Annotated in this window: 15 protein-coding genes; 2 read left to right on the top strand and 13 right to left on the bottom strand. The window is 57.6% G+C overall.

The annotated features are described in order from the left end of the window. Positions 1-52: 52 nt before the first annotated feature. Positions 53-1891 (bottom strand): SPOR domain-containing protein, encoded by a 1839-nt coding sequence (locus tag ACI48J_RS06460; protein WP_405082206.1) that lies wholly within the window; start codon positions 1889-1891, stop codon positions 53-55. 152 nt (positions 1892-2043) lie between these two features. On the opposite strand from ACI48J_RS06460, the gene ACI48J_RS06455 reads away from it, so the two are divergent. Then, on the top strand, positions 2044-2361 hold the full coding sequence (locus ACI48J_RS06455; protein ID WP_405082205.1) for a hypothetical protein: 318 nt from the start codon (positions 2044-2046) through the stop codon (positions 2359-2361). 155 nt (positions 2362-2516) lie between these two features. Here ACI48J_RS06455 and murC read toward each other — a convergent pair whose 3' ends face one another. The 3 genes from murC to ACI48J_RS06440 form a co-directional block, all read right to left on the bottom strand. Continuing rightward, the gene (murC, locus tag ACI48J_RS06450; RefSeq protein ID WP_405082204.1) at positions 2517-3902 is read right to left on the bottom strand and encodes a UDP-N-acetylmuramate--L-alanine ligase; all 1386 of its coding nucleotides are present in this window, start codon (positions 3900-3902) and stop codon (positions 2517-2519) included. An 8-nt stretch (positions 3903-3910) separates the two neighbouring features. Beyond that, positions 3911-5287, bottom strand: a complete 1377-nt coding sequence (locus tag ACI48J_RS06445; protein WP_405082203.1) for a bifunctional folylpolyglutamate synthase/dihydrofolate synthase — start codon at positions 5285-5287, stop codon at positions 3911-3913. A gap of 79 nt (positions 5288-5366) precedes the next feature. After that, on the bottom strand, positions 5367-8033 hold the full coding sequence (locus ACI48J_RS06440; protein ID WP_326057132.1) for a valine--tRNA ligase: 2667 nt from the start codon (positions 8031-8033) through the stop codon (positions 5367-5369). Positions 8034-8531: 498 nt separating this feature from the next. Between ACI48J_RS06440 and ACI48J_RS06435 the strand changes: the two genes are divergently transcribed. Next, the gene (locus ACI48J_RS06435; RefSeq protein ID WP_009672975.1) at positions 8532-8696 is read left to right on the top strand and encodes a hypothetical protein; all 165 of its coding nucleotides are present in this window, start codon (positions 8532-8534) and stop codon (positions 8694-8696) included. A 72-nt stretch (positions 8697-8768) separates the two neighbouring features. Here the strand turns inward: ACI48J_RS06435 and ACI48J_RS06430 are convergent, their stop codons facing one another. The 9 genes from ACI48J_RS06430 to ACI48J_RS06390 form a co-directional block, all read right to left on the bottom strand. Beyond that, the gene (locus ACI48J_RS06430; protein WP_405082202.1) at positions 8769-9707 is read right to left on the bottom strand and encodes a hypothetical protein; all 939 of its coding nucleotides are present in this window, start codon (positions 9705-9707) and stop codon (positions 8769-8771) included. Between the two features lie 43 nt (positions 9708-9750). Beyond that, on the bottom strand, positions 9751-10446 hold the full coding sequence (locus ACI48J_RS06425; RefSeq protein ID WP_405082201.1) for a hypothetical protein: 696 nt from the start codon (positions 10444-10446) through the stop codon (positions 9751-9753). Beyond that, positions 10443-10946 carry a VanZ family protein gene (locus ACI48J_RS06420; RefSeq protein ID WP_405082200.1) on the bottom strand — a complete coding sequence of 168 codons (504 nt, stop codon included), beginning with the start codon at positions 10944-10946 and terminating at the stop codon, positions 10443-10445. The genes ACI48J_RS06425 and ACI48J_RS06420 overlap by 4 nt, the downstream gene beginning before the upstream one ends. A gap of 10 nt (positions 10947-10956) precedes the next feature. Beyond that, complete coding sequence (gene tuaD, locus ACI48J_RS06415) at positions 10957-12309, bottom strand: UDP-glucose 6-dehydrogenase TuaD (RefSeq protein ID WP_405082199.1); 1353 nt, start codon at positions 12307-12309, stop codon at positions 10957-10959. A 1-nt stretch (position 12310) separates the two neighbouring features. Next, on the bottom strand, positions 12311-13222 hold the full coding sequence (galU, locus tag ACI48J_RS06410; RefSeq protein ID WP_009672971.1) for a UTP--glucose-1-phosphate uridylyltransferase GalU: 912 nt from the start codon (positions 13220-13222) through the stop codon (positions 12311-12313). Positions 13223-13244: 22 nt separating this feature from the next. Then, a complete protein-coding gene (locus tag ACI48J_RS06405) occupies positions 13245-14486 on the bottom strand; it encodes an aminotransferase class I/II-fold pyridoxal phosphate-dependent enzyme (RefSeq protein ID WP_326053789.1) in 1242 nt (413 codons plus the stop codon). A 285-nt stretch (positions 14487-14771) separates the two neighbouring features. After that, the gene (locus ACI48J_RS06400; RefSeq protein ID WP_405082198.1) at positions 14772-15407 is read right to left on the bottom strand and encodes an acetyltransferase; all 636 of its coding nucleotides are present in this window, start codon (positions 15405-15407) and stop codon (positions 14772-14774) included. Next, positions 15404-17197 carry a sugar transferase gene (locus ACI48J_RS06395; protein WP_405082197.1) on the bottom strand — a complete coding sequence of 598 codons (1794 nt, stop codon included), beginning with the start codon at positions 17195-17197 and terminating at the stop codon, positions 15404-15406. The genes ACI48J_RS06400 and ACI48J_RS06395 overlap by 4 nt, the downstream gene beginning before the upstream one ends. 36 nt (positions 17198-17233) lie before the next feature. Further along, positions 17234-18241: an NAD-dependent epimerase gene (locus ACI48J_RS06390; protein ID WP_405082196.1), complete on the bottom strand. Its 1008-nt coding sequence runs from the start codon at positions 18239-18241 to the stop codon at positions 17234-17236.

Below are 18241 nucleotides of genomic sequence, written 5' to 3'. Positions count from 1 at the left end.
GGCCTGCGAATTCGCAGGCCGTGTTTTTGCGTGCTGGAGCGGCGGTTTGCGTCTACGCCGATGCGGCCGTCAGCTGCTGCATCAAGCGCTTCTCAGAGACGACGTACTGCATCAGCGCTTCCTGGGCTTCGGTAAGAAGCGGGGCGGACGGCGACTTGCCGTACTCGCCGAGCTTCGCGACCGCCTTGGCGAGAGCCGCGTTCATCTCCTCGACCTGCGGCTTGGCCGCGTCGGGGATTCCCGCGGCTACCGCCGGCTGCAGTGCCGCCCACGCCTTGGCGGCGGCGTCGAGCGGCTGCAGCGAAGCCGCGTCGATCGCGCCGGGCGAAGCCTCCGCCATCTTCGCGGCGGAGAGGCTGCCGGCCGTGCCGGCGACCTTCGCGCCCTGCGCGAGATAATCCGCGAGCGGCTGGGCGCTGCCGCTCTTCCAGTACACCTTGCCGACAGCGGGAAGATCGAGCGGCTTCGCGAAGACTTCGATTTTCTTGGCGGAAAGGGCGGCTTTCAGCTTCGCGGCGTCCTCCTTGCTCCCGGCCAATCCGACGTACACCGTCGTCTTCGTGCCGGGTTCCGCTACCGCCGCGGCGCCTTTGCCCCGCGCGTCGGCGCGGGCGGTCTCCGCACTCTGCGGCGTGCTGAAGATGCCGTTCTGCAGCACGGTGTAGGAGCGCGCCGGGATGGAGGCCGCCGCAGTCGGCCCTCCGACCGGCGGGACGGCGACGGCGGCCGTGCCCGCGGACGGAGCCGAGGCGACCGGGGCGGAGGCATCCGGCTTCAGCGGCGTGACGGCTCCGGGGCTCGGCTGGGCCTGGGCGGTCGCGGCCGGACCCGCGTCGATCGTGATGGGTTTCTCCGCCCCTCCCGAGAACATGGAAAGGACAAAATAGCCGAAGGCCGCCCCGGTTACCATCGCTCCCGCAACCGATGTGGCGATGCGCAGCAAGCCTCCGCGGCCGGACCGGGAAATGCGCACGCCCGACTTTTCGGGTTCCTCCCACTGAAGGCGGTTATACGGATCCTCGTAGACGGGTTCCCTGCGGTATCCGGACGGTTCGTCCTCATAGGACGCGTACTCGTTCCGGTTCCGGCTGCGGTTCTGCTCGGGAGGAGGCACTTGCGCAAGCTGCCGTTCATAGTAATCCCTCTCTTCGGACGTCCTTCTCTCCCTCGTATCCGGCACCGCTACGCGGCCGTTTACGGGACGCGCATAGCCGGCATCCTCCCTCTCGTCTTCTTCGGCGGCGCGCAGGCTGTTATAGCCGGGCAGGGAGGCCGTCCCATGATCGATAAAGCCGCTGGGATCCTCCGGCCAGCCGAGGTTTGGCGGAAGGGGATAGCGTTCCTCGCGTTCCCGTTCACCTGAATTGCCGGGCTCTACCGGCGGATTCTCCCGAAACCGGTAATCCGTATATTCGTCCTCCTGCTCGGAAGGCCCCTCAAAGTCCCTCAACTGACGTGCGGCTGCTTCTTCGTCTCTGCGTTCTTTGTACGCGGTCCGTTCCAAATCCTCGTATTCCTGTCTTCTTTCTTTTTCTTCTCTGAAGCGTTCGTTAATCGTGCTCTCAAAATAACCGGAATCTCCCCGGTAACCCGGTTCGGATTCCCGGATAAGCTTGGCGATCCGTTCCGTTTCGGCATCATACGGACTCTGCCATGTACCGAAGTCGGCCGTATATTCATTCAGTCCTTCCCGGTTCCGGGATTCCGCTTCCGTGTCCCTCCGGTTTTGCCGGGCTTTTTTCGCTCGATCCGCCTCCGAGTCTCTCCAAAGAGCTTCCGAAACCGAAAACTCCTCTTTCGTTAAAGGAATAATTTTGCCGCCCGATTTATCTTCTTTACGGGTTGTCCGGTCGTTTCCGTCTATACGGTAAGAAATTCTCGCTTTATTCATACGGCCCATCTCCTTATCCGCGTTCTGCTATCAGCCTATGAACGGAAGCGGAAAAATATGTCCGGGCCTCTGTAAATTTTACTAGAGTGGAGGATTCCAAAATATTGGTATATGGTATACATGTGAATTAAATAACCGGAGGTAGCCGAATCATGACCCTCAACAACAAAAAAAACTCTTTACCGCTGCTTGCAAGTATACTCGCTGTTTTGGGCTTTATCGCTTTTACGTCAAACCTGACAAATTCCAACCCATCCACTACTCTGTACGTATTTAATCCCGCTGTTCCTTTGACGGAGGAGCAGCTTAAAGGGCTCGATATTGACGTGGTCTCTTACAATCCGCCTATGGATAAGTTTAAAATCACGTCGTACCCTACATACGTTCTAGTAAAAACCAAAACGCAGGAGCTAATCGGGATAACTAACGATTTTACGGAACTAGGGAGCCTGAGAAAGAAAAGCAACTAGGCGTTTAACTCGCGAAGCGCTTCCCGGCATACTCTTATTTTCCCCATAAAAAAACCTCCCGTCAGCACAGGCTGAGGAAGGTTTTCGTACTGCGGCATGCAGTATGTTTTGTTATGTTATGTTATGTTATGTTATGTTATGTTGAAAAAGCTTCTTTATTCCGCTTCGTAGCGGGCGCGAAGCGTTTTCGCAAGACCGTCCGCCGTTTTCCAAATGTCTCCGGCTCCCATCGTGATGACAAGGTCGCCCGGTTTAACGCGGTCCGTCAAATAGACTTCCGCTTCGCCGCGGGTCGGAATGTAGGTGACGTTCGGATTGCTGTTCTTGCGGATCAGTTCGACGAGTTTCTCGGAGCTGATGCCTTCGATCTGCTTCTCCCCCGCGGGTGAGTAGATGTCGGTGATCAGCACCTCGTCCGCCTCTTTGAAAGCATGGCTGAACTGTTCGAATAAGTAAAACGTACGCGTATAGCGCTGGGGCTGGAACACCGCGATCAGATGCTTGCCGGTCGCTTTGGCCGCAGAGATCGTCGCCTCGATTTCCGTAGGATGATGGGCGTAATCGTCGATTACGAGAATATCGTTCACTTCGCCCAGCACCTGAAACCTCCGTTTGGCGCCGCGGAACTCCTCGATCGCCTCGGCGATCTGGTCAAAGGTAAGGCCCGCTTCCAGACACGTAATCAGCGTAGCCATCGCATTGTATACGTTGTGCCGGCCGGGAACCGACAAGCGCACCTTACCGAGCGTTTCGCCGCCGCGGCGGACGCTGAAGGATACTTTCCGGTCGCCCAGCTCGATGTCCGTCGCCACATAGTCGGCCTCCCGGTCGATGGCGTAAGTAAGGGTCTCGCTTTTGATCTGCGGAAGCATCCCCCGCAAATATTCGTCATCGAGACAGATGATCGCCTTGCCGTCTTCTCTCACCTGGCTGAGGAACTGGGCATAGGCTTTTTTCAGATTCTCGAAATCTCCGTCATAGTTTTCCAGATGATCCGCTTCAATGTTATTCACAAGGGCGAGCGTCGGATGATACTGCAGGAAAGTGCCGTCGCTCTCGTCCGCTTCGGCTACGACGTAGTCTCCTTTGCCCGCTTTGGCGTTCGAGCCGATGTTCATGATTTCTCCGCCGATGATATACGTCGGGTCAGTTCCGCAGCGCTCCATCACAAGCGCGATCATGGAAGAAGTGGTCGTTTTGCCGTGCGCCCCGGCAACCGCGATCCCTTTGCGCTCATTCATCAATCTCGCCAGCATTTGCGAGCGGTGAATGACCGGAATGTTCTGCTCTCCCGCCGCGACCATTTCCACATTGTCCTTGGACAACGCCGTGGAGTAGACCACGAGGTCCGCTCCGTTCACGTTCCGGGCTTCATGCCCGATATAGACGCGGGCGCCTTTGGCCCGCAGCTTTTCCGTCAGTTCCTGCTGGGCCAGATCGGAGCCGGACACCTGGTAGCCCATTTCCAGCATCACTTTGGCGATCGCACTCATACCGTAGCCGCCGATGCCGATAAAATGTACGTGTTCTGGGGTATTCAATGTCGTTCTCACCATCCTTTTTCAGAGTCGGTCGTGTATAAGAGCCAAGAACGAACATCGGAAATCAAGTAGAGCGTGCCGGATACGACCGCCAGATCATCCTGTCCCGTTCGCTGCTTCATTTGTTCCAGGGCCTTCTTCCAATCCGGTTCCACCACGATATCGATATCCCGGTTCACGTCCAGTTCCCGGAGGGTCTCCCGGGCCCGGTCGGCCAGACGGGACGCACTTTCTTTTTTATGAAAATCCGGTTCCGTAAGGATAAGCGTATCCACCATTGGTAGTATATGCCTGAAATAGCCGGGTTGATTCTTCGTGGACAACATGCCGGCCATCAAATGCAGTTTCTTATAGGAATACGTATCTTTCAGGGCGGTGGCCAGCGTCTGCGCCCCCTCGGGATTATGGGCTCCGTCCAGCAGAATCCGCGGATTGTCGGAAACCATCTCAAGTCGGCCGGGCCACTGCGTTTCGCTCATGGCGGCGAAAAGATCTTCGTCGTCCACGATGAGCGCGTTATACTGGCGCAGGACTTCGAGCGTCATCAATGCCGCGGCGGCATTTTTCAGCTGATGCGCCCCGTTGAGGGAAACAGGCACGTTCTCGATCGAACGGAACGGTCCCGTGAAGTTCAGCTTCTGGCCGTTCAGCTCCGTCGATACGGGCTCGTAAGTAAACTGCTTGCCCAGGAGATAAACGGTCGTTCGTTTGCTCTTCGCTTCCCGGATAAACAGTTCCGCAAGTTCGGGCTGTTCCACGGTCGTAACCAGGGGCACGCCGGGCTTGATGATGCCCGCCTTCTCAAGCGCCACCTGCTCCAGCGTATCGCCGAGAATATCCATATGATCGTGGCCGATGTTCGTGATGACGGAAATGACCGGCGACACGATGTTGGTGCAGTCGAGACGGCCGCCGAGCCCCACTTCCAGGACGACATAATCCGGGAACGTGACCGTGCCGAAATACAAGAGCGCCAGCGCCGTGCAAATTTCGAACATCGTCGGGGAACCCAGTTCGGTCTCCGCCATCTCGTCGGCGACCGGCTTCAGCCGGTTCGCCAGGAGCAGCAGAGCCTCTTCTTCAATATCTTGACCGTTATACTGTATACGGTTCGTAAACTTTTCGAGATATGGGGACGTAAAGGTTCCGACATCGTATCCGCTGCGGACAAGAACCTTCGTCAGGAAGGCGCAGGTCGAGCCTTTGCCGTTCGTGCCGCCGACGTGTATGAACTTCAGTCTCCGGTGAGGATGACCGAGTTTCTCCATCAGCAGGTCCATTCGTTTGAGTCCAGGTTTGATGCCGACCGGCACGAGTCCGGTGATCCAGTTCACTGCTTCGGTGTAAGTCTTGAACGGGGAAGCCGCTTCTGTGTGTTGTTCCATGACTATCATCCCTTTGATTGATGTGAATCGCGGTGCTCCTCGTCAAACCGGACGGGGTGCACCGCGATATAATGCAGGCTTAGGCTTTCAATTCGGCCAGACGGGCAACGACTTTGTCGCGCTTATCCGCGTAGTCGGCCATTTTCGCTTTTTCTTCTTCTATGACCTTGGCTGGAGCCTTGGCGATAAAGCCTTCGTTGGAAAGCTTCTTCTCGATCCGGGTCACTTCCCCGATGAGCGTCTGCATTTCTTTCTCCAGACGGGCCACTTCCTGAGCGATATCAATAAGTCCCGCGAGCGGCAGGAACAGCTCCGCTCCCGTCACGACAGCCGTCATCGCCTTATCCGGCGACGCGAGTTCCGCGGAAATGCTCAGCTCCGAGGTGCTGCAGAAACGGCGGAGGTACTCTTCGTTGCGGGAAAGAATCGTCTCCACGTCCCGGCCGGAAGGTTTGACGAGCAGCTCGATCTTCTTGCTCATCGGAACGTTCACTTCCGCACGGATGTTGCGCACGGCACGGATAATGTCCATGAGCAGTTCCATTTCGCGTACCGCTTCCGGCGCTTCGAACTGCGCATCGTACACCGGCCAGGCGGCCAATGTGATCGTATCGCCTTCGTGAGGAAGATGCTGCCAGATTTCTTCCGAAATAAACGGCATAAACGGGTGAATCAGGCGCTGCGTCCGGTCAAGCACATAGGCCAGAACGGATTTGGTCGTTTTCTTGGCCGCTTCGTCCTCCCCATATAGGGAGAGCTTGCTGAATTCGATATACCAGTCGCACAGATCGTCCCAAATGAAGTTATACAGCAGACGGCCGGTTTCGCCGAATTCGTATTGGTCGATCAGACGCGTTACATCGCGTGCCGTTTCGTTCAGACGGTGCAGAATCCAGCGGTCGGCCGTTCCGAGCTTGCCGCTCAGGTCGATGTCCGCAGCCGTGAATCCTTCGAGATTCATCAGCGCAAAACGCGAAGCGTTCCAGATCTTGTTCGCGAAGTTGCGTGTCTGCTCCACGCGCTCGATGCGGAAGCGCAAATCCTGTCCCGGCGTGCTCGAAGTCGAGAGCATATACCGCATCGCATCCGCGCCGTACTTCTCGATAATTTCCAGAGGGTCGACGCCGTTGCCCAGCGATTTGGACATTTTGCGGCCTTCCGCGTCGCGGATGAGACCGTGCAGCAGCACGTCCTTGAACGGAACTTGATCCGTAAATTCCAGGCCGCTGAAAATCATGCGGGCTACCCAGAAATAAATAATGTCATAGCCGGTGACAAGGACATTCGTCGGATAGTAGCGCTGCAAATCTTCGGTCTGCTCCGGCCAGCCGAGTGTCGAAAACGGCCAAAGCGCGGAGGAGAACCAGGTATCCAGGACGTCTTCGTCCTGACGGATATTTTCGCTTCCGCAGTGCCCGCAGGCATGAGCGTCCTGCTGAGCGACGGTCACCTCGCCGCAGTCCGCGCAGTACCACGCCGGAATGCGGTGTCCCCACCAAAGCTGGCGGGAAATGCACCAGTCGCGTACATTTTCGATCCACTGCAGGTAGATCTTCTCAAAACGGTCCGGAACGAAGTTGACGCCGGAGCCGTTCTTCTGCGCTTCAATGGCGCGTTCGGCAAGCGGCTGCATTTTCACGAACCACTGCGTGGACAAGTAAGGCTCTACAACGGCGCCGCTGCGCTCGCTGTGTCCGACTTGGTGGACGTGTTCCTCGATTTTGACGAGGACTCCCTGCTCCTGCAGGTCGGCGACGATTTTCTTGCGGCAGTCCGCACGGTCCAGCCCCTGGTAAGGGCCGGCGTTAGCGTTCATCGTGCCGGATTCGTCCATCACGAGAATTTGCGGCAGGTCGTGGCGCTTGCCCACTTCGAAGTCGTTCGGGTCGTGCGCCGGTGTGATTTTAACCGCGCCGCTTCCGAAATCTTTCTCGACGTACTCGTCGGCGATAACCGGAATTTCACGGCCGACCACCGGCAGCACGAGCATTTTTCCGATCATATGCTTGTAACGCTCGTCTTCCGGATGAACGGCCACGGCCGTATCGCCGAGCATCGTTTCCGGACGGGTAGTCGCTACCGTAATGGAGCCGCTGCCGTCTTTGAGCGGATACACGAGGTGGTACAGGCTGCCCTGGATTTCTTTATATTCAACCTCGATGTCGGACAAAGCGGTCCGCGCTTTCGGGTCCCAGTTGATGATATATTTGCCGCGGTAAATCAGGCCCTTGTTGTACAGGCTCACGAAAACTTCGCGCACGGCTTTGGACAACCCTTCGTCGAGCGTAAACCGTTCACGCGAATAATCGAGGGAAAAGCCCATTTTCGCCCATTGCTCACGGATGGTTTCGGCGTACAGGTCTTTCCATTCCCACACTTTCTCCAGGAACTTCTCCCGTCCGAGGTCGTAGCGGGAAAGCCCTTCTTCGCGCAGCTTCTGCTCCACCTTGGTTTGCGTGGCGATACCCGCGTGGTCGGAGCCCGGCAGCCAGAGCGCGTCATAGCCCTGCATCCGCTTCGTGCGCACCAGAATATCCTGCAGCGTAAAATCGAGCGCGTGGCCCAGGTGCAGCATCCCCGTTACGTTCGGCGGCGGGATTACAATCGTATAGGTTTCCGCTTCCGGACGCTGCCCCGCACGGAAAAATCCATTGGAAATCCAGTAATCGTACCATTTTTTCTCGCTTTGCGAGGGATCGTAGGTTGTCGGCATGGATACCGAGTTTTTATCGCTTGTTTCTGCCATAGTCCATTTCCTCCATTCAGGTGCCTTGCGCAGCTGCTCCAGCTAACAAAAAAATCCCTTCGCCGCAAAGGACGAAAGGATGTGCTTCCGTGGTACCACCTTCATTTCACGCCTGCTCCCGAAACGAGCGGAACGTGACACTTGAGACGCATATAACGGTGCGGGCCGGTTCACGCTAGACTTTACCGCCTTAAAGCGGATGAGTGCTCACGCAAACAACTCCGGGGCGACTTCGAACGGCCGTTTATCTCCCTGTGGAACCTTCCAGCGCTGCAATTCCACTCTCTGAAGGGCTCGCCGTCTACTACTCCCCATCCACGTCGATTCAACTTAATGAAAAATGTTTGTAAAGCAAACCGTTAAATTACACTTTATGATAAACCAAACGGACCAAAAACGTCAATCTTTTCAATACGAAAAGGGCTATTACCCATCATATCCAAGGGGGTGCCCGCATAAACTGGTAGCGGAAATTTTTATTATCTGAGGGGGATACTCATGCAAAAATGGTGGTGGAAAACCCGGTTCACCGTTCGGGGCGTGCTTTTCCCGCTCATCTGCATTCAATTTGTCCGCACGCTGATTTTTCCCAACGGCCTCGATGTCTTTCTCTTGTTCGTTCTTTTTCTCGCCTATCTCGGTTTTCTTCTGGACGTCTATTAATAATAGTAGGTTTGCAAAAAAACGGGACGGAAAAAACCGGCAACGCTGGATGCGTCACCGGCCGTGCCTTCCTTACTTCACAATGGTATCCAGCAGCATGCGGCCTGTTTCCATCTGAAGATCGTACTCACGCTGATACTGATTGATAATGTCGGTGCTGAATCCTTCATCCTGAAGCGTATTCCGGGCACTGCCCACAATATCCCTGAAATCGGACACGCACTGGGCGAAGCGCTCGGAAGCTTCCTTATAAAGAGTGGATTTCTGGTGCGTTGTCGTCGCCCGGGAAAACTGCATCGCGTAAGAAACGAGGTCACGCTGGCACGCCGATTTCAGCGCATTCAGCTTCTGAATCGTTTCTTTGTTGATGGAATCGTAACGGTCATCGCGGTCCTTGCCGCCATTGCCGTTACCTTGGCCGTTGCCGTTGTTGCCATTTCCATTGCTGCCGTTGTTACCATTACCGTTATTGCCGTTACCGTTATTACCGTTGTTACCATTGCCCTGGCCGTTCCCTTGGCCGTTCCCTTGGCCGTTGCCTTGGTTTCCGTTGTTGCCATTATTTCCTTGGCCATTGCCGTTGTTACCGTTTCCGTTGTTGCCGTTGTTGCCGTTGTTGCCTTTATCTTGGCCGTTACCATTACCGTTACCGCCGGCCTGATTGCCTTTGTCGTTGTTCTTGTCCTGGCCTTTGTCCGGGCCGTTTCCGTTGCCTTGACCGCCGCCGTTGTTCTGGCCCTTCCCGTTACCGGAATCCGGAACAGGTGTTGGAACCGGCTTAGGGACAGGCGTCGGGTCTGGCTTAGGGACAGGAAACTTCTGATTGCCGCCCGTAAGAATCGGGAGCAGATATTCATTCAGGAAGCCCCATACATTGTTGGCAAGCTGATCGAAACTCGCGCGGGCGTTCTGATTCACCGCCGCTTGCGCATTCGCCTGGCCCGGCTGGAAAGCCGGGGACAGCAGAGCCAGCAGCAGTGCGGCCACGAGCGCTTTATTTAACTTTTTCACAATTTCACTCTCCTCTTGGCAGGCGTTCCGACCAAACCGCAGCTCACTCGTTAACGGATTGCTGATACGACTTGCCTTTGCTCAAGCCATATTTGCCCGCAATGGCGATCAGCTCGTTATACTCGCTTTCGCTCAGCTTGGCCATTATGATCGCTTTCGCCTTTTTCTTTTCCTCGCGTGACACGCCGTTCTTCATCAGGAGGCTTAGCTGCTTGATGTCGCTTGCCTGCAGCCGCTTCAGCAGAACGGATGTAATCTTCATCCGCTCCGACCAGGAAATCTCCCCGCTTAGGCGCTCGGCCCGGTCCGCCGGTATGGCTGCCGGGTCTTTGGGGCGGCTTTTCGCGCTTCCGCTGCCGCGTCCGTCGCTGCCCTCCTCCGCCGATCCGGCTGTCTGATGCCCGGCCTGCCCCGGGTCCGGCCGGGCGGACGGCGCCGCAGACGCAGGAGCTTTCCCGCTGCCCGGCGCGGCCTTTACGGCCGGGAAAGCTTCCTGCGGACGGGAGCCGTCCCGTGCATCCGCACCGGGCAAAGCCGGCGCCCCGCCACCCGGGACCGGGCGGCCTTCCGGCGCTTCCCTGCCCGCAGCGTCGGCTTCGCCGGCTGCCTGCCCAAAACTTAAGGAGGCCGCCGTCCGAATCATTGCATCTAAAATCCGGACGGCCGCAAAACTCCCGGCCATTCCCGTTATAAGGATGCCTGTCCCCACCCAAAGGAACAAGCGGCGTCGTTTGTTCATCTCCCGGCCTCCCGCCTTTTAGTCCGGATGCTTGTCCGCCAAAGCCGAATCCCCCAAGGCGCCGCCCACACGGCTGCTGATAGTCCCGCCAAGCCTCCGGCTGTATCCAAGACAACATCCTGTATTGCGCTGGTACGCATGGCTGCGGCCGATTGAACCCATTCATCCCCCATCGCGATCGCGACGACATACAGCAGGGAAAAGAGCGCCCGCTTCCTCCGCCGGCTCCCCCAGAGAGAAAGAGCTTGATACGCAAGTGCGGCAAGTACGGCATAAACAACCAGATGGGCTGTTTTACGGAAAATAAATTCGATGAACCGCATCGGATCGGACTGCGCCCGAATAATCGTATGATGGTAGCGCACCGTCACCTGCGGGATATAGTCATGAATCTCCTCCTTTGTGAAAAGTTTATGCAATAAAGGCTGTATGCTCTGCTCGCGAAACGATTGATGAGACCAATGGAAGACGAGCAGCGTCCACAGCAATACAGGCAACATCCATAAAAGCTCAGAGCGAGACGGTTTTGGCCGCACTGGCATTTGCGCTGCCGGTTGTGACGGCGGGACGCCCGACGGAATAATAGACGAACTCCCGCTCTTTCATTTCCCGGACGGAGAAACAGTTGCGCCCGTCCACGATAATCGGAGCGGTCAGCAGTTGTTTCACCCGGGCCAGATCCATTTCGACGATCTCGCTCCATTCCGTCAAAATGAGGCAGGCATCGCAGCCTTCCAGTGCTTCTTCAAGCGTCTCGAAATCTTCGTAATACTCGGCGATCTGATTGCGCGCGGCCTGCATCGCGATTGGATCGTAGGCGCGTACGGAGGCGCCGAGCCGGACCAGTTCCGGAATGATGGTCAAGGAAGGAGCGTAGCGCATGTCGTCGGTGTTCGGCTTGAAGGCAAGTCCGAGAACGCCGATCTTTTTGCCTTCCAGACAGCCGAGCGCCTGTTTCAACTTGTCCACGACAACAAAACGCTGTTCGTCGTTGGCTGCGATAACCGATTTCAGCAGGGCGAAATCGAATCCCGCTTCTTCGGCGATATAAGAAAGCGCAAAGGTATCTTTGGGGAAGCAGCTTCCCCCGTAACCGATGCCCGCCTGCAGAAACTTCGCGCCGATCCGGCTGTCCAGACCCATGCCTGCGGCAACGGAGGTGACGTCGGCGCCGACACGTTCGCAGACGTTGGCGATTCCGTTGATAAAGGAAATTTTAGTGGCCAGAAAAGCATTGGCCGCATATTTGATCATTTCCGCGCTCTCCAGATTCGTCTGGAAAATGCGGGTGCGGAAAGGGGCGTGAAGATCGGCGATCCGCTTGGCCGCCTTGTCGCTCGTGGCGCCGATGACGGCGCGCTCCATGTTCATGCAGTCCTCGATAGCCGAACCTTCCCTTAAAAACTCGGGATTGGAAACGACGTCGAACTGGACGAAGCGGTTTTTCCGGTTTTCCATAATAATCTGCCGGACCTGCTCACCGGTTCCGACGGGAACCGTGCTTTTGTTCACGATAATTTTGTAGCTGTTCAAATGCTGGCCGATCGTCCGGGCAACCTCGTGCACGTAGCGCATATCGGCTTCGCCGTTATCGCCCATCGGCGTGCCGACCGCGATATAAATGATGTCCGACGCTTCGATGGCGTCGCCGATTTCGGAAGTAAAAAACAGACGGTCGGCATCGACGTTTTTCTTCACCAGTTCTTTGAGACCCGGCTCGTAAATCGGAATCTCGCCTTTGCGCAGCATCGCGATTTTGAACGGATCGACGTCGCAGCAGATGACCCGGTTGCCGATTTCGGAAAAGCAAGTTCCGGAAACAAGCCCTACATAACCACTGCCGACTACTGTAATTTTTTCCATTCTACTTCGCCACCTTACTGATAGGATTGTGAAGCGCAGCGTGCTGTTCGTGAACCGATTGAATGTATCCCAGTAAATCCTGCTGTAAATCCTCGCGCTGAAGAGCGAAGTCGAGGGTGGCTTTAATGAAGCCGAATTTGTCCCCCACATCGTAACGGACGCCCGAGAAGTTATAGGCGACAACGGGCTTCTGCTCGTTCAGTCTGCGGATCGCGTCCGTCAATTGGATTTCGCCGCCCGCTCCCGGCGCCTGATTTTCCAGAATTTCGAAAATTTCCGGGGTCAGCACGTAGCGTCCCATAATCGCATAATTGGAAGGAGCCGCCTTGCGCGAAGGCTTTTCCACGAGCGTTTCCAGGAAAAAGACATCCGGTTCGATGGAGGAGCCTCTCGGCGCGATAACACCGTACTTGGAAACGTCTTCGTCGCTGACCCGCTGCACGCCCACGACGGACGAGGAGTAGCGGGAATGAATGCGGAGCAGCTGCTTCAGGCAGGGCTCCTCGGATTGCACGATATCGTCGCCGAGCAGGACGGCGAACGGCTCGTTGCCGACGAAGCTGCGGGCGCACCAGATGGCGTGGCCGAGGCCTTTCGGTTCTTTTTGCCGGATATAATGAATATTCGCCATGTCGGAGATGGCCTGAATTTGTTTAAGTTCTCCGTGTTTGCCCTTCTTGTCCAGGGTTTCTTCCAGTTCGAACGACTTGTCGAAATGATCTTCAATCGCGCGCTTGCCCCGTCCGCTGATAATCAGAATATCTTCGATGCCGGACGAAATGGCTTCCTCGATAATGTATTGAATCGTCGGTTTGTCCACGATCGGGAGCATTTCCTTCGGTTGGGCTTTCGTAGCTGGCAGAAACCGGGTGCCGAGACCTGCCGCCGGAATTATCGCTTTACGCACTTTCATGATTCATTCCTCCTTATGGTCGTTAACTGCGGTTCAAAGCATGAAGCAGAATGCCGATGACAAAATCCTGATCCGATTCGCCGAGGCTGGAACCGGAAGGCAGGCACAACCCTTGTTCGAAGAGGCGGTCGGACACGCTTGTTCCCTCTGCGTGCGGGTAGTAAGCGCACTTGCCGTACAGCGGCTGCCGATGCATCGGCTTCCAGACCGGCCGGGACTCCACGTTCTCGGCCGCCAGACGCGCGATAAGCTCTTCCGTCGTGATGCCTGCCGCTGCCGGATCGACCGTCAATGCGGTCAGCCAGCGCGTGGAGCGGCCGTACGGCGCCTCCGGCATAAACGCGATGCCTTCGATGCCGCCAAGCGCCTCGCGGTACCGGTCGAACACGGCCCGGCGGGCGTTCACGCGTTCATCCAGCACACGCAGCTGCCCGCGACCGACACCGGCGAGAATGTTGCTCATCCGGTAGTTGTAGCCGACCTCGCTGTGCTGGTAATGGGGAGCCTGATCTCTTGCCTGCGTGGCCCAGAAGCGGGCTTTCTCCAAGGCTTCCAGATCGTCGGACACCAGCATGCCTCCGCCGGAAGTCGTAATGATCTTGTTGCCGTTGAACGAGTAGACGCCGAAACGTCCAAGCGTTCCGCTCGACCTGCCGGAACAGGTCGCGCCGAGCGACTCGGCCGCATCCTCGACAACGGGAACGCCGTAAGCGTCGAGGAGTTCCAGGAGCGGCAGCATGTCCGCGCTCTGCCCGTAGAGGTTGACGACGACCGCCGCTTTGGGCAGCCGCCCTTCCCGCTTCGACTCGGCGAGAGCCCGCTCCAATGCGGCCGGCGACATGTTCCAGGTCGCTTCGTCCGAGTCGATCAGCACAGGCTCCGCGCCTTGGTACACGATCGGGTTGACGCTGGCGACGAACGTGAGCGAGGAGCACAGGACGCGGTCGCCCGGGCCTACGCCAAGGAGACGCAGCGCCTCGTGGATACCGGCGGTGCCGGAGCTGAGGGCCACGGCTCCCTTCGAGCCGGTGTAGGCCGCCAGCTCGGCTTCGAACGCGTCCACGTTCGGTCCGAGCGGAGCGATCCAGTTCGTCTCGAACGCTTCGCGGACGAACTTCTGCTCCTCCTCGCCGATATGCGGAGGAGACAGGAGAATACGGCTCCGGCCGGTTCCCGGCAGACCATCCGCCGTTCCGGGGGCGGCCCCTGTTTGAAGCTGTGCGGCGCGGGCCGGTGAAGCATGAGTTTGAAGTTGAGCAGCCATATTCGATCCTCCTTTGATTGATCTGGTCATTCGGTCAAATGGAATAAGAGCGTGTTTATGTACCTGACGAAATACGATTTATTGAATGAAATACGAATCATTTCGCTAAATCCCGGTAACAACGAGCACAGCTCGGCTCCCGGTGCACGCTGCGCTGCAGCATGACGTCGGTCAGCCGCATATCGCCCGATTGCCGGGCCCGCCTTCCCGGGCGGGTGAACCAACGCGCGCGAATCCCAAGCTCACGCCTGCGGCCCTGCGCGGCGTTCGGACCGTTCACCCGCTTCACGCCTGCCGGATCACCCGGGCAGGCACGCCCGCGGCCGTGCATCCGGCGGGGATATCGCGCACCGCCACCGCTCCGGCGCCCAGCGTGCTCCACTCGCCGACGGCGAGCCCCTGGATCACGGAGGCGCCGATGCCGATGTGCGCCCCCGCTCCCACGGCGACACCGCCCGCCAGGGCCGCGTTCGGCGACACATGCGCGTAGTCGCCGATCACGCAGTCGTGCTCCACGACGGCGCCGGTGTTGACGATCGCGTGGGCGCCGATCCGGGCCCCCGCGTTGACGACCGCGCCCGGCATCACGGCGGTGCCGGGCGCCAGGCTCGCGTCCCCGCTCACGACGGCGCGGGGATGGATCAGCAGCGCGAAGCGACCGGGCTCCGCGCCGAGCGACTCGGCGACCCTGCGGCGGACCGCGCAGCTGCCGATGGCGACGAAGACGTGCAGGTCTTCGTCTTCCGCGAGCATGCGGACCGCCAGCGCAACCGGTCCGCGGAGCAGGCCGTCCGCCCCTGGGGCCGGGACCGCATACCGGTCGTCGAGCACGGCGGCAAGCTCGTACCGCCCGCCGGCCCGCGCGATGTCGCGCACGACCTTGGCGTGGCCCCCGTCGCCGATCAGGAGAAGTCTCCTCACGACGGGCTTCCGATACCGGGTGCGGCGCTTCCGGTGTACTTGGTCGTCGTGGCCTGCCCTTCCTGCGACACGCCTTCCCTGCGGACGACTTTAACGGCGGTCAGCAGAAGAATTTTGACATAGAGGCGGAAGGACCGGTTGTCGACATACCACACGTCGAGTTTGAACTTGTCTTCCCACGAAATCGCGTTCCGCCCGTTCACCTGCGCCCATCCCGTAATCCCGGGGCGTACCCAGTGGCGCCGCTTCTGCTCGTCCGTATACAGCTCCAGATATTCCATAAGCAGCGGCCGGGGACCCACAAGGCTCATATCGCCCTTGATCACGTTCAAAAGCTGCGGAATTTCGTCCAGGCTGAGCTTGCGCAGCAGCTTGCCGAAAGCGGTCAGCCTGACTTCGTCCGGAAGCAGATTCCCGGATGAATCTCTCTTGTCTGTCATCGTCCGGTACTTGTAGACGTGGAACGGCTGTCCGAATCGTCCCGGCCGCTTCTGCTTGAACAGCACCGGCGAACCCAGCTTCATGCGGACAAGAAGCCCCACGACCGCGTAGACCGGAAGCAGCAAAAGCACCAGAGGCAATGCGATGGCAAGATCCGCCGTACGCAGGACGGTATGCCCAAGCCATCTTCCGATGCGGCCCTTTTCCCTTTGTCCCGTACGAAGCTCTCGGTACATCGTCTCCAGCCTTTTGACGACAATCTGCTCGGTAAATTCCCGTTCGATTCTGCGCCGTCCGCCTTGTCCCAGCAAGGTGCCGTACGCTTTGTTCTCGATGAGGGTGCGGAAAGCTTTGGCGAGCGCCCCCGTGTTTTTGTAAGGAACGAGCAGGCCCGTATCCTCATGCCGGACCAGCTCCCGCGTACCGAGTACATCGCTTGCGACCACGGGTTTGGAAAAAGCCATCGCTTCCATCAGAAAACGCGGAATGCCTTCTTTCTCGGAAGTCAGGACGACGATGTCGGCCATTTTCAGAAAGGCATACAGGTCGGAACGGTGCCCGATCAGCAGCACTTCTTTTTGCAGGCCGAGCTCGGCGATCCGTTCGAGGATTTGCTTTTCCAGCGGGCCTTTGCCGGCCAGCAGACAAACGAAATCCGTGATTCCCTGGCTTTTCAACAGGGCAAGCGCGTCCAGCAGAAAATGATGATCCTTCACCGGCTCCATTCTCGCTCCCATGAGCAGAACGGTCTTATTTTGCGGGACGCCGTAAGTCGCCTTTAACGTCTCCAGCTCTTCCCGGCTGATTCTGCCGGCCGCCTTGTCCAGCTTGTCCAGGTCGACGCCGTTGCCTTCGTAGTACACGATCTTGCCCGCGTTCAACGACTGAAGCTTCGCCATGTCTTCCCGGTTCTGGGAAGCAAGCGCATCGCAGAAGTACGTGCCGATTTGTTCGAGCGTCCGGTAAACCGTGTAGGACGTCTTCGACTGGCCTTCATAGAACGGCAGGCCGTGGCTCGTGTGCATTATGACCGGAGTCCCGGCCAGCCAGGCGGCGGCTCGTCCGATAATTCCCGCCTTGGCCGTATGGGTATGGACGATGTCATAGCCCTCGCGCTTGATAAGCCGTCTCATCCGGAGGATCGAACGCACATCTTCAACAGGACGTATTTTGCGGTTCATCTGTACGAACTTCAGTTTGAGTCCGCTGTTCTTCATCGCCTGCTCATCGTAGCCTTCCGGGGATGAAATCAGATGGACTTCATGCCCGGCCCGCTGCAGGACGGACATTTTGTCCGCCAAAATTTTGTGAGAGATAGCCGACGTACAGATATGGGCGATTTTGCTCAAGCGAAGCCTCCCCTTTCCGTCTAAGATGCGTTTGCTTTAAGACCCGTAATACCCGACATACCATTCGGCGAACTTGCGGAGCCCTTCCGAAATGGGCGTCGACGGGCGGAATCCGACATCTCGCTGGAGAGCGTCGATGTCCGCGAAAGTCGCCTTGACGTCACCCGGCTGCATTGGCTTCATCTCAATGTTCGCCTTCGTTCCCAGACTCTCTTCCAGCGTCCGGATAAACGTCATGAGCTCGACCGGCGAATTGTTGCCGATGTTGTACACTTTATAGGGCGCATAGCTCGTGCTCGGGTCGGGATTTTCCCTATCCCAATCCTTATTCGGCACAGGCGGGCGGTCCAGCAGCCTCACGATGCCTTCGACGATGTCATCGATGTACGTAAAGTCCCGCCGCATTTTGCCTTCGTTGAACACTTGAATGGGCTTGCCTTCGAGAATGTTGCGGGTAAAAGAGAAATACGCCATATCCGGACGCCCCCACGGTCCGTATACCGTAAAGAAGCGCAGCCCCGTCACCGGTATCCCGTACAGGTGGCTGTAAGAATGAGCCATCAGCTCATTCGCTTTTTTGGTAGCCGCATACAGGCTCACGGGATGATCGACCGGGTCGTCCGTCGAGAACGGCATTTTGGTATTGGCGCCGTATACCGAGCTGGAAGACGCGTAGATGAGGTGATCGATTTTGTAAGTCCGGCACGCTTCCAGGACGTTCAGAAATCCGGTCAGATTCGAATCGGCGTAAGCCCTCGGGTTCTGGAGGCTGTACCTTACGCCCGCTTGAGCGGCCAGATTGACGGCCACCCGGATTTCATGCTCGCCGAACACCCGGTTAAGCTGCTCGTGGTCGCATAAATCCGCCGTATAATGATGATAATTCGGGTAATTTTGAAGCTGCTTCAGCCTGTCTTGTTTGAGCGTTACGGCATAGTAATCGTTGAGATTATCGTAACCGACTACCTTCGCCCCGCTTTCCAGCAGCCTTAAAGCCAAATGATAGCCGATAAAACCGGCTGATCCGGTGATCAGAATGGACAC

Source organism: Paenibacillus chitinolyticus (assembly GCF_045038035.1).
In the GTDB taxonomy this organism is placed as follows: domain Bacteria; phylum Bacillota; class Bacilli; order Paenibacillales; family NBRC-103111; genus Paenibacillus_F; species Paenibacillus_F chitinolyticus_A.
The sequence above is the reverse complement of the archived record's forward strand: the minus strand, read 5'-3'. Positions and strand labels throughout refer to the sequence as shown.